Source organism: Marinomonas phycocola (assembly GCF_047525455.1).
Lineage (GTDB): Bacteria > Pseudomonadota > Gammaproteobacteria > Pseudomonadales > Marinomonadaceae > Marinomonas.
Genome location: NZ_JBLIXL010000002.1, coordinates 184,214 through 196,208, shown reverse-complemented (window position 1 = coordinate 196,208; position 11,995 = coordinate 184,214). Strand labels below are relative to the sequence as shown.

13 protein-coding genes and 1 pseudogene are annotated in these 11,995 nt (G+C 38.7%); 6 read left to right on the top strand and 8 right to left on the bottom strand.

What is annotated here, in order from left to right; all coding sequences use genetic code 11:
• Positions 1-37: 37 nt before the first annotated feature.
• On the top strand, positions 38-253 hold the full coding sequence (locus ACMUMJ_RS02695; protein WP_414677265.1) for a hypothetical protein: 216 nt from the start codon (positions 38-40) through the stop codon (positions 251-253).
• A 79-nt stretch (positions 254-332) separates the two neighbouring features.
• A complete protein-coding gene (locus tag ACMUMJ_RS02690) occupies positions 333-1,241 on the top strand; it encodes a bile acid:sodium symporter family protein (protein WP_414677264.1) in 909 nt (302 codons plus the stop codon).
• Positions 1,242-1,265: 24 nt separating this feature from the next.
• Here the strand turns inward: ACMUMJ_RS02690 and pspF are convergent, their stop codons facing one another.
• Positions 1,266-2,336 (bottom strand): phage shock protein operon transcriptional activator, encoded by a 1,071-nt coding sequence (pspF, locus tag ACMUMJ_RS02685; protein WP_414677263.1) that lies wholly within the window; start codon positions 2,334-2,336, stop codon positions 1,266-1,268.
• A 204-nt stretch (positions 2,337-2,540) separates the two neighbouring features.
• Here pspF and pspA point away from each other — a divergent pair, with 204 nt between their 5' ends.
• The 3 genes from pspA to ACMUMJ_RS02670 are packed head-to-tail and all read left to right on the top strand — an operon-like array spanning position 2,541 to position 4,020.
• The gene (pspA, locus tag ACMUMJ_RS02680) at positions 2,541-3,212 is read left to right on the top strand and encodes a phage shock protein PspA (RefSeq protein ID WP_414677262.1); all 672 of its coding nucleotides are present in this window, start codon (positions 2,541-2,543) and stop codon (positions 3,210-3,212) included.
• A gap of 53 nt (positions 3,213-3,265) precedes the next feature.
• Positions 3,266-3,535 carry an envelope stress response membrane protein PspB gene (gene pspB / locus ACMUMJ_RS02675; protein ID WP_414677261.1) on the top strand — a complete coding sequence of 90 codons (270 nt, stop codon included), beginning with the start codon at positions 3,266-3,268 and terminating at the stop codon, positions 3,533-3,535.
• Between the two features lie 35 nt (positions 3,536-3,570).
• A complete protein-coding gene (locus ACMUMJ_RS02670; protein WP_414677260.1) occupies positions 3,571-4,020 on the top strand; it encodes a PspC domain-containing protein in 450 nt (149 codons plus the stop codon).
• Positions 4,021-4,283: 263 nt separating this feature from the next.
• On the opposite strand, the gene ACMUMJ_RS02665 is transcribed toward ACMUMJ_RS02670, so the two are convergent.
• Both ACMUMJ_RS02665 and hisA read right to left on the bottom strand, forming a co-directional pair.
• Positions 4,284-5,087 carry a hypothetical protein gene (locus ACMUMJ_RS02665; protein ID WP_414677259.1) on the bottom strand — a complete coding sequence of 268 codons (804 nt, stop codon included), beginning with the start codon at positions 5,085-5,087 and terminating at the stop codon, positions 4,284-4,286.
• Positions 5,088-5,256: 169 nt separating this feature from the next.
• The gene (gene hisA / locus ACMUMJ_RS02660) at positions 5,257-6,015 is read right to left on the bottom strand and encodes a phosphoribosylformimino-5-aminoimidazole carboxamide ribotide isomerase (protein WP_414677258.1); all 759 of its coding nucleotides are present in this window, start codon (positions 6,013-6,015) and stop codon (positions 5,257-5,259) included.
• Positions 6,016-6,183: 168 nt separating this feature from the next.
• Between hisA and arfB the strand changes: the two genes are divergently transcribed.
• Positions 6,184-6,597, top strand: coding sequence for an alternative ribosome rescue aminoacyl-tRNA hydrolase ArfB (arfB, locus tag ACMUMJ_RS02655; RefSeq protein WP_414677257.1), 414 nt, complete (start codon positions 6,184-6,186; stop codon positions 6,595-6,597).
• A 32-nt stretch (positions 6,598-6,629) separates the two neighbouring features.
• Here the strand turns inward: arfB and ACMUMJ_RS02650 are convergent, their stop codons facing one another.
• From ACMUMJ_RS02650 to rnt, 5 genes and pseudogenes are all read right to left on the bottom strand, one after another.
• Positions 6,630-7,184: an arginine deiminase-related protein gene (locus ACMUMJ_RS02650; RefSeq protein ID WP_414677256.1), complete on the bottom strand. Its 555-nt coding sequence runs from the start codon at positions 7,182-7,184 to the stop codon at positions 6,630-6,632.
• Positions 7,185-7,196: 12 nt separating this feature from the next.
• Positions 7,197-7,242 (bottom strand): annotated as a pseudogene (locus ACMUMJ_RS02645) (hypothetical protein); the annotation flags it as partial.
• Between the two features lie 236 nt (positions 7,243-7,478).
• Positions 7,479-10,826, bottom strand: coding sequence for a DUF748 domain-containing protein (locus ACMUMJ_RS02640; RefSeq protein ID WP_414677255.1), 3,348 nt, complete (start codon positions 10,824-10,826; stop codon positions 7,479-7,481).
• Between the two features lie 12 nt (positions 10,827-10,838).
• Positions 10,839-11,216, bottom strand: coding sequence for a YbaN family protein (locus tag ACMUMJ_RS02635; RefSeq protein ID WP_414677254.1), 378 nt, complete (start codon positions 11,214-11,216; stop codon positions 10,839-10,841).
• Between the two features lie 101 nt (positions 11,217-11,317).
• Complete coding sequence (rnt, locus tag ACMUMJ_RS02630; protein ID WP_414677253.1) at positions 11,318-11,968, bottom strand: ribonuclease T; 651 nt, start codon at positions 11,966-11,968, stop codon at positions 11,318-11,320.
• Positions 11,969-11,995: the final 27 nt, after the last annotated feature.

Below are 11,995 nucleotides of genomic sequence, written 5' to 3'. Positions count from 1 at the left end.
GATAGATATCTAGAGATGGATGCAATAGAGAAAATTTATGTCTAATAAAATAGTGCACTTTCCGGTCTCGGTCATGACAAAATCGAAGGGCGTTAAAGAGGTAGGCAGTCTATCAAATAGTAGTATGCAACAATACGTATCATCAGATAAGTTGTCTAATTTAAGAGACGCATTTGATCTTGCTCGTAAAGGTTGGCCAGTAGAAGCGCCAGAACTGCCTGAAGAAAACAAAATATATTCGTATAAGCGTTAGTTGCTCTTTGAGTCGGTTTCAGTCTTTTTAAAGGTGACCATTTATGATGGTGTGATCTTTTCTTCTTGGTATTGTATCTATGTTGTCTTTTCTGATTAAACACTCTTTGGTGTTTATGTTTGTTGCTGCTCTTTTAGGTTTTTCCTTCCCTAAATATTCTCAACTGCTTTTCCCCTTTTTACCTTATGTTCTCTTTAGCTTAATGGTCTTGACGCTGTTGAGCATGAAACAATCTGCATTAATAAAAATGATGATGAAGCCGATTGTTTGGCAATATGCTTTTTACCATGCATTTGGCTTAATGGCACTTTGCGTGGGTGTTTCATGGGCGGCTGGCATTGAGGGGGAACTTGTGTTGGCCATTGGCGCTGTCGCAGCAACAGGGTCATTGTTTGCGACACCGGCTATTATTCGGGTATTAGGATTGGATTCGCTAATGGCGATGGCCATGACAATCGCGAGTACATTGGTCCTGCCCATTGCGATTTATGTATTATTACTGGTAAGTCAATCGGGTGATATTGCATTGGATATTCAAACCTATTGCATTCGTTTGATTGTTTTTGTATTTGGTCCTATGTTTTGTTCCTTTCTACTGCACTATTTTCTTGCTCCTCAAAAGGTGACGACTTTTTTACAAACCACGTCTCCTTATACCGTATTATTGGTATTTGCTTTTCCGTTTGGCATGATAGGCGACTTCAGATTTATGTGGGACGAAACGCCTAATATTGCGTACCAATATCTCGGGATTGCGACATTGCTTTGCTCTGTGTTTTTCCTTAGTGGCTTTGCGTTATACTGTAAACAAGGCGTTAGTATTGCGTTGATCACTGCTGTGACTTCGGCAAATAGGAATGTGTTGTTGACGTATACGATCGCCGGTACGCTTTTGGGCCCGGCTTTTTTACCTTTGGCTGGCGCTGTTCAGGTGCCAACCTACCTTCTTCCTGTTATGGCCAAATGGTTAGCCAAGCGACTTAAATAGACCGCTCTATCAGCTGGTTTGGCCTTAATTGATGGTTGTTTTAGACTGATTGATAGCAGCCTGAGACAAGTTATGTTTTCTTATTAATCCTCTAATTTGATCGTAGCTTAAACCTAGCATTTGAGCGGCTTTTTTTTGATTAAATTGGTTTTTTTGCAAAGCTGTGTTTACAAGATGAATATGCAAGTGTTCTGTTTGCTCTTTGAAGCTTTGCTCTAAATTAATTTTGAATTCAGGTGAGTTCTGATACTCTTCTGCAACTGTGGATCCTGATCGGTTTACGCTGTCTTGCTTGTTGCCAAGTTGGGTCGGCATTGTGAGTGCACTATTAAAAGGATTTATGATAACGCTATCAACAGGTACATTTTGGTCTCCCCAGCGGTAAACAGAGCGCTCAATGACATTTTTTAACTCTCTTATGTTACCTGGCCAGTGATATGAACCTAGGGTTGCTAAAGCACTGTCGGTAAAGCCTGAGAAGTAATCCCACCCCAGCTCTGATGTCAGTTTCATCGCAAAAAAGTTAGCAAGCTCTTCAATGTCTTCCAGCCTATTTCTAAGAGGAGGGACTTGAATTACATCAAAAGCCAACCGATCAAGTAAGTCGGCTCTGAATTCACCTGCTTGGCTCATATCAATGAGATTGGCGTTGGTCGCTGCAATGACCCTCACATCTACGGAGATCGTTTTGCCGCTACCTAGTCGCTCAAATTCACCGTACTCAATCAATCTAAGCAATTTTTCCTGTAGACGTAATGACATGGTGCCTAGTTCATCTAGAAAGAGAGTGCCTTTGTCAGAGCGTTCAAAATGACCTATATGTGGCTTGGAAGCCCCCGTGAATGCCCCTGCTTCATGGCCAAAAAGCTCACTTTCCATCAGGTTTTCGCTAATAGCTGCGCAATTTATGGTGATATAGGGTTGTTCCCAACGATCAGATAAATAATGTAATCGTTGTGCTATGAGTTCTTTCCCACTGCCTCGCTCACCACAAATTAAGATAGGGCGATTTATTTTTGCCAGTAATGAGGTGTGGTCGAGTGTGTCTGATAGGGCTTGGGAGCTGCCGATGATTCGTTGTGTTTGGATATTCATAGGTTTTAATTACCATTTTGTTGTGGATTTTATACCACTAAAAGGTATTTAATACCATTTCTTTGTCTGTTTTTCGTCATCTTTTTGAGTATAAAATTAAATTAATTATTTAAAATCAATGACATATTATTTTTGGCATGGAGTGTGTAATACATAAGTCAGGTTTTATATGAATGACTTTAAAAATGATATGAGGATTTAAAAATGGGTATTTTTTCAAGAATGACTGACATCATTAATAGTAACTTAACTGCGTTGTTAGATAAGGCAGAAGACCCACAAAAAATGATTCGCATGATGATCCAAGAAATGGAGGAGACCTTGGTTGAAGTTCGCTCCAGTTCTGCCAGAGTCATTGCGGATCGAAAAACAACTGGAAGACGGTTAGATAAAATGCGTCAGGAATCGTCAGAATGGGAAAATAAAGCCATGTTGGCGATCGAAAAAGGGCGAGAAGATCTAGCCCGAGCAGCGCTTAATGAAAAGCAGCAAGTTGAACAAGAAATTGATATTGTAGATGAAGAGTTAAGAGCGTTGGACGAGCATTTAACGCATCTCAATGAAGAAGTTGGTCAGCTACAAACGAAATTGACCGATGCGAAAGCCAAGCAAAAAACCATGTTGATGCGTCAATCAAGCGTTGAAAGTCGTTTAAGAGTGAAGCGTCAGAATAACAAAGCAGATATCGATAATGCGTTTGAAAAGTTTGAACGATTCGAACGTCGTATGGATGATTTAGAAGGGCAAATTGAATCTATGGACCTTGGTGAAGATACTAAGACGGACTTGAAGTCTCAAATAGACTCGCTAAAAAATGATGACAAAATTAATGATGAGCTTGCACGTTTAAAAGAAAAAATGACCAAAGTTGGCTAGGTTTTTATATAGGCATCAATCAATAATACATTTTCTATAGTAAGGATTTTAATATGAGTATGGCAGTGTTTTTTTTCGTGCCAACCATTATTTTCATGACCGTGGTGGCTCCAATGTGGTTGATTTTGCATTACAGAAGCAAATCTAGAGCGGCGAAAGGGTTGGAACAGTCAGAAAAGCAAGAACTGGAATCTTTGTTAATGGTGGCGGATAAGTTAACGGATCGGATTGATGCATTAGAAAAAATTCTAGACGTTGAAAGCCCTGATTGGCGTTACACAGAAAATTCAGACGCAAGTCGAGGCAAGGACCGTAACGCTTAATCGAAAGGCTTTAATTGATTAGTGAGGAAGGCATTATGAAATACAAGTGCAAAGGTAATGTGAAAGAGCAGCAGAAAAAGGGTTGGGGGATTAACTTATACCGCAATAAAGACAAAGGGTATTTTGGTGGTGTCTGTGCAGGTCTAGCCGATCATTTTGATGTCGATTCCTGGGTGGTTCGCTTGGTGACCTTTGGTGGATTTTTGTTTTTGGGTGGCTTTGTTGTTATTGCGTACATTGGTTTATGGTGGTTTTTAGATACTAAACCAAAAGAAGATATTTATGAGTACGAATATGAGTACGATGAGCGTCAACACAGATATCATCCCAAAAAAATGTTTAAGTATTCAGACAGTGCAAACATCCGTTTACGTCGAGCCAAAGAAAGATTGAGTGAAGCAACTCGACGGGTGACTGAAATGGAAAGGCATGTGACCTCGTCCAAATTTGATTTTGAACGTGAATTTTCTAAGATTCGAGATTGAATGCGATGAAAGTCAAAGAGGAGAGGGTGTCTACGGTCTTGTTCTCTGTTGTGGCTTTTAGTAGCTTTATTTTAGCCGTGATGACAGAGAATCAATTGTTTTTGTTCTTACATATTCCAATATTATTATTGATAGTGGCATGCAATAGATAATGAATGCCATATTAAAAAAGAGTTAAAGTCTTTTTAGAGACTTTAACTCTTTTTAACTAAAAACGAATCGACTTGTGTCCAAACCCAGAGGGTACGCTTCTTACGAATACATTATTTTATTTTGTAATCAATCTTCCCGCTGATATCTGCCTCTTTATTCAGACTCTTTATGTTAAAAGGGGCGCTTTTTTTAGTGCTATGCAGATCAACTTGCATGACTTTTTGTTCGTTAATAATTAAAGCATATTCTTCTGAAAAGCTGATCATGATGTCTTCGGAAAATTGTGAATTAAAAAGTTGACGGTCTTTAACGTGAATCGTTCTGCTTTCCCCTCTAGTCCACTCACCGACCAATGGTAGGGTTTTGTAGGTTTTATTTTTATCAGTAACGGTGGATTCAGATAAGTAAATTTGAATCAAATCGGCTTTTTCGGGCGAGGTTTTCCGTTGATGAATGCGCTGCTCTAATTGAGTCATCTCTTGTTTAATTTGAGCCTTCAAATCATGTAAGGCTTCAATGTCCGCTTTTATTTTCACTTCATCCATTGAGTCTGTTAGCTGAGACAAAATACGTGTATCGAAAGCCTCGTTGGTTGCCTTCATTCGATATTTTAAATAATGAATTTCTTGAGACAAGCGGCTAGCCAGATCATTTCTGATATCTTTTAGTAATTGAAGTCGGTTGTTATTTACTTCATCAAGGTTGGGAGACGGTATTTTTTGTACTGTATTTTGAATTGTTTGGAGATCCGTCGTTTTTGTATCAATGACAGGTACTTTTGTGGGTTGCGTGTCTTGTATAACCTCTGTTTTTTCTTGAACTCCTTCCCCTGTACTTTCTTTATTCACAGTTTGAGTGGAGCATGCACTGATAAATAAGGTCAAAATAGCAATACCCAAACGTAACCTAATCATGAAAATCCTCTATGTGGACGATGACAGTCCATGTTGAAAAAAGTAACCGTAATTATGAGGTAAGGAGGCGGTCAAGTCGATATACATGCTGAAACAATCAAAGATCATATATTGTAAGCAATCTTTGATTGTTGGAAGCGAAGTTAGTTACAGTCTCCGAGAATACGTTTTAATTATTCTTATTCCATTCTATACATTCTTCTAGAGTAACGCCTTGTCCTCCAAAGATGTCTAGGGCACTGCCAATTGTTAAATCTACTTTTCCATTGGAAAGAAAGTGCACTTTCCGTAAATCTTCCGCAGTGTGAGCGCCTCCCGCATACGTAACGGGAATTGTGCAGTGTTTGCCAAGTAGAGCAACGAGATCTTCATCAATACCAGATTGTAAGCCTTCTACATCGGCTGCATGTATTAAAAATTCATCACAGTGATCGGCAAGCTCAATAAGGTTTTCTTTATTTATTTTTGTAGATGTGACGGTTTGCCAACGGTTTGTCGCAATGTTCCAACCATCTGTTGTGCGTCGGCAACTAAGGTCCAATACCAAACGTTCTGTACCCGTTTCTCTTTTGATTTTATCGAGCCTGTCCCAAGAAAATTCATCGTTTTCGAATAAAAAAGACGTAACAATTAGGTGGGAAGCGCCTGCCTTTAAAAATTCAGCAGCATTTCGATCGGTAACGCCACCGCCAAATTGCAAACCTTGAGGGTATGCTTTCAAAGCGTCTAATGACTCTGATTTGTTTCCTCCTCCTAGAGCGATAACATGACCACCTAAAAGCCCATGTTCTCTGTATAAGGATGCATAGTGTTTGGCATCGTATTCGCTGATGAAATTTTCTTTAGCGCCTTTATCATTAAGGCTACCGCCAACAATTTGCTTCACTTTTCCTTGATGCAGATCGATGCATGGACGAAACTGAGTCAAATCTTATGCTCCTTTTATTTTTAGTAGGTCGAAAGTCAAAAATAATTGTATCTGATTTTTACTATAGAAACGATGCGAAAAGCGAACTTCAGTTGAGACTGTTATACTTCCTTTTATCTTGTACCAAAATGCTCAAGTCTTATTAAATATCTTAAATGTAGGTTCTGTATGCTGAAAATTTCGACAGCCGTTTCTATACCAGATAAAGAGATAGAGCTAACCGCTATTCGTTCTCAAGGTGCTGGTGGTCAAAATGTTAACAAAGTATCTTCAGCTATCCATTTACGGTTTGATATTCATAACTCCTCTTTGCCTGAATTTCATAAGGAAAGATTGTTAGCGATGAGTGATTCCCGAATTACACGGGATGGAGAAGTTGTGTTAAAAGCGCAACAGTATCGAACCCAAGAATTAAATAGAGAAGATGCGCTTAGTCGTTTAAAAGCACTCATTTTGGATGCGATTAAAGTGCAAAAAGCGCGTCGCCCAACAAAGCCAACAAAAGCCTCTAAAATAAAGCGAGTGGTATCAAAGAAAAAGGTAGGCCAAAAGAAAGCATGGCGTAAAGCAAACTGGGATTAGTTCGCTTTACTTTGCTATTTAATGCCTGGTTGTTAAGCTTTTTTAGGTAAGAAAATTTCAGCGATCATGCAGCGAGCACTGCCACAACCAATTTTTTCAATGGTATCAATAGGGTTAGATAACAGTGTTCCGTATTGGCCAAGTTGTTCTTTTTGTTTATCGGTAAAGCCATTATAAGCGCTTTGCGACATCACAATATAGGGTTCACCTTGATCATTTTTTACATGTAAAATGTTAGCGCAGAAGTTCTTTTCCGTTTGTTCCACGCTAATTTCTATGACTTCGCGATCCAGTTCAAGTGCCGACTTTAAAGTTTGATATTCTGTCTTGTTCGTAAAACAATTCGCGCAAACCACAGCAAATCCATCACCAATACTCATCATGACATTGGTATGGTAAATCGGAGTGCCATGAGAGCTGGCTGTTTTAAACAAATGAACGTCATTATAGTCTCTGGCTTTTGCAAATCGGTCTATCTGAGCAGGATGACAACGTTCTGACTGAGCGGCAAACATTCTTTTATGGACACGATCAAATATTAATACACCAGTTATTCGGAAAAATTGCGGCAGGTGTTTTTTCCACATAATCGCCTTTTTCTAATACAAGAACATTAATACCAACAGAGCGAAGGTTGTCGACCATATGCTGCTATATCTGCATCGATCAATTTGAGTTCGTGAATTTCTTCTTTAAACTCAGGCAAATCGTTTACTAAAGAATGATGCTCAACAGATATAATGCGTTCCTTATTTAATGGTTTTCGATGCCATTAGAGTAAAGAGTTCTATAGAGCTTATGCTGACTTGAGTCAGTACTTTTGTATGAGTTAATTTTTGTTTAATGTACGTAATGTCTTAGATCAAGATTTTGTATACATATTAAAACTCAAATTCAATTCTGGGCAATGTCTTGTTGCTCCTATCTAAAGCAGGTGCGCATAAAAGAATGCGTGACGATGAGATCCCGCCTTCAGCAACTAAGTGCTCTTTTAAAATGTCTGCACGGTGCTTAGCGAGTGTTTTTAAGGACTGAGTTTGTTCTTCATTCAGGTCAATCGATGTATCTTGAATGCCAATATCACTGGGAATAGCAATAGAGCACATTTTTAATTGGACATCGTCCTTCTCTGTCAACAGGGCGGCCAATTCTTGTGTGAACATCTGTTGAGAAGGTGACAGCTCTATTTGTTCCGGTTCGTAGAGTAATGGTTCAACACGTAATTTGAGAAGTTGTTCCCCTGCAATTTGTACGATACTAATGACATTGGCATAAGGTACAAGTGTTTGCATCACGTAGGAACTGGATGCCGAATACAGCGCTTTTCTAATAGGAATAATTAAAAAGTTTTCCCATTGAAATTTTGGGTTATCAATATTGCCAGACATAGGGATGTCCAAAGCGATGTTATCTTGGCTGTCCTTTAAGGCTCCAATCGCGAGGTTAAGTGGTATGGTGCTAGGGCTTTTACTTGTTTGCCCATTGTTTCCGGCTAAATCAAATCGTCTTAGTAATAAGTTTGACTGTCCTTTCAATTTTCCTTGATTCGCATTTAAGGAAATATCGGCGTCTAATTGCCCCGATTCAATGGTGTAACCTAACAAATCCGAAACATAGGGAGAGAAAGGTGTCAGCTCAATTTCTTTTGTTGAAAATTTGGTATTCATGGTGAGTTTTTCACTTAAAGGAACAAGATCAGATACCACATTTATCGTTGCGTATTTGCCATTACGAGCATCTAGTACAATCTGTGTCTTCTGTTCTGGATTCCTTGTATCAATCTGAGCAATATTGAATGTGTCGATAAATATAGTTTGATCTAATGAAGGAAATACGCCTTTATCATTAAGGTGGATTTTTGAATCCCCCATGATTTTAAACTGATCCAATATCAGGTGAAAAGGTGCTTTGGGGTTGGATGAGGGCTCCGTAGACTCGTTTTTTGATGACTCTACATAGGAGGCTGATGATGGCGTTTTAGTTTCGAGTTGTGTTGTCGTCTCATCGTTCTGTACAAATACATTGTTTTTAAGATTGCGTTCTTCATCAAGTAAAATTGTTGATTCAAGGTCTGCTAAAAAGACAGAGTGAATTTTTGCCTGAGTATTTGATACCGCTAATGAATCTAGATGGATTTTTCCTAGCACCGCTAAAGGTGGAATTTGCTCGTTTACTTGGCTTGGTGAAGAGACAACAAGATTTGTTGCGGTGACACGGTCAAGCTTAGCAAAAAGCGAGTCAGGTTTTTTTTCAATTTGAATGGGGGTTATTGAGAGTGCATCAAAGCCAATCAATTTATTATTTTGCGTGTCAGAAACATCCACTCTCTCCAAGTCAATGCTTGGGTTGCTGGTAATGGACAGCTGTTGGTCAGGAGACAATTCTAAACTTGTACTTGGAAGTATTAGTGTCAATAGTTCAGAACCCAACGTATAGCCAGATTGACTGCCTAACAGTCTCTTTATAACGAATATTATATTGTCTGATTGAGCGTTTATTTTGTCTTCTTCTTTGTTTACAGACAGGTTCCCAGTCAAGGTTAAATCTTCGTACTGTGCGTGATCCGCTGCGTTCTTCAAATACGTTTTATGACTGTTAAGCCGAGTTTCTGTATTAATAGATACGTCGTTTTGACCGTTGAGTAACCATGCAATATCTAGTGTTGGTAAAACCAATTCCGTCGTTTCATTTTCATAATGAAGGGGGGCTTGAATAAAAGTCGATTCATTGATTAATGCGTTGGTGTTTTTTGCGTTTAGGTTTAATTTATGGAGGTCTTTATTGAGATTAATTTGACTTTCAAATTGTACTTTCTGATAAGCCATTGAGTAAGGGATCATTGCTGATGAGGCACTGAATTCATCAGAGTCAAATGACGCACTTCCACTCAGAGTAATTTCATTCTTAAGGGACTGTTTAAACATGATATTTGTGAGCTTTAGTTGGCTAGAGCGATTTTTTAACGTTGTTCCATGCATTTCACCCGCTAGTTCAAGGACACGAGTATGGGATTGATCACTGGATACCGACAGAAGTTGATTGTTTTTATGTATTTCAACATTAGAACCTGCCGTTAAGTCTTGAATGGAGACATTCATTGCGGGTGTGTCATTTGACTGTTCATTTTCTGACATTGAAAAGGTGGTTGCTTTAAACTGTAAGTTTGCGTTAGCACGAGCGGTGATATCTTGCTCATTTGAATTATCCGATACATTCACCATTAGGTTATTTGTATCAAGGCTAACGCCAGCGGATGTAACGTTTATATCAGATGTTTGTATATTAATGTCGTCAAGTTGAATAGAGAGTGCATCACTTATTAATATTAGGTCAGCGCTTGGTGTTTTAAGGTGTTTTTCTATTGATATATCACCGGATGCAACAAGTGACACTTGTGGTGTTGGCATTGTGTCGGAAAAGTAATGACTGAATTGTGCTGAGTCTACAGAAAACTGATTCACTTTCACGGACGCCATGACTTTTTCAGGAGACGAATGAAGTTGAGAGTGTAATTGAACCGTAGACTGATTGATTGACATATCCATGTCCACCATCCCTTGCCACACATTATTATTGCCCTCTATGTTGCTCAATGTAATGTGATTGATGTCGAAAGTATCCGTCAGAGGTACTTCTGGAGATTCCTTGTTGAAACGCGTAATAGAGAAATGAATATCGGAAAAAAGAATGTGAGGTATGTCTATTTTCCATTGAGCGTTCTGATTTGCATCCGTATTGGATTCTGTTTGTGATGTTTTACTTTGATTTGGTGTATTTTCTACGTGGCTATCTGTAGAGGTATTTGGTGAGGTATCTGTCGGTGTTATTGGGAAAGTTAGCCCTGCAACGTACCATGAATCTTTAGATTCTTTTAAATTAGTATATAAACCGTTTATATTTAATGTATCGACGTAAATCGTATGAGCAAAAAGAAAACCATACGATACACTAAATTCTGCGCTTTTAAGAGATAACACCTGTTCTTTTTTATTGGTGTTGTATGAATAAGCCGTAATGTCATTGGCTTTCACAATGCCTTTAAAAGGGTTGATGTCTAGGTCTTTAATGATGAGTTGTGCATTATGTTGTTGAAAATAGTTGTTCAGCAAAGTTTTTGTCACAACTGGCAACAACATCCAAATGATCAGTCCTAAAACAAATAATACGGATAAAATAAGCACCAAGAGATGACGCAGTTTGGACAAAGCTAACCCTTGTTTAATCATCATTTTCTATAATCTCTATTGTTTTTTGATCGGTATGCGAAATAAGATAATGCTCATGCAAACACCAATAATCAGTAATGTCGCTGTTGACCATGGTCGTGCAATAATTATTATGGATAATCCCATGCTTAACCACATAAACAGGATCGCTCTATTACGTGTTTTTTTGGGAATACCAGTGCCAGACTGCCAATCTTTAATAATGGGACCAAAGAAACGATGTTGAGTTAGCCATAAATAAAAGCGCTTTGAAGAGCGAGAAAAGCACCATGCAGCTAATAATACAAAAGGTGTTGTTGGCAGTAGAGGAAGAAATACGCCAATAATTCCGGCAATTAGCGAAAACCATCCTAAACATAGGTAAGCAATACGTTTGATATGTATGCCTCGCATTCTATCCAACATTTCTATATAAGTAGGTGAATAACAGACAAATCCTAAAGGCCCTTTTTCTGTTATTTAGGGCTGTTTAGGATGATAAAAATAAAGGGTTTCTATATAAAAGACGCCATACTTTCTTCCATATTTGGGTTCGCTAAAGCCCAACCACCCATGCGTTTCCATCGATTAACGATTTCGCAGAACAGTTCAGCGGTCTTTTCAGTATCATATTTTGCCGAGTGCGCTTCGGCATTACTAAACTCAACACCCGCAACTTCACATGCTTTTGCTAATACGGTTTGCCCAAAAGCCAAGCCTGCTAAGCTTGCCGTGTCAAAGCTGGAGAAAGGGTGAAATGGATTACGCTTTATTTCACATCGTTCAATCGCCGCATTTAAAAAGCCATGGTCGAAAGCGGCATTGTGGCCGACAAGTATGGCTCTTTTGCAATCAACAGATTTAAGTTCTTTACGAACTTTGCTAAAAAGTTGCCCTAGCATTTCCTGTTCATTTATGTCGTTTCGATTAAGTTCAAATGGATTAATACCAGTAAACTCTAAGGCGGACTTTTCTAAGTTCGCCCCTTCAAAAGGCTTCACTAAAAATTCAATAGTTTCATGAATATAAAGTTCACCATTTTCGTCCATTCTGAGTATGCTGGCAGCGATTTCAAGTAGTGCGTCTGTTTTAGCATTAAAGCCTGCGGTTTCTATGTCGATAACTACGGGTAGAAAGCCACGGAAACGATCTTTTATTTCATGCATAGTAAAAAGTCTGTTGGTTTGACAAAA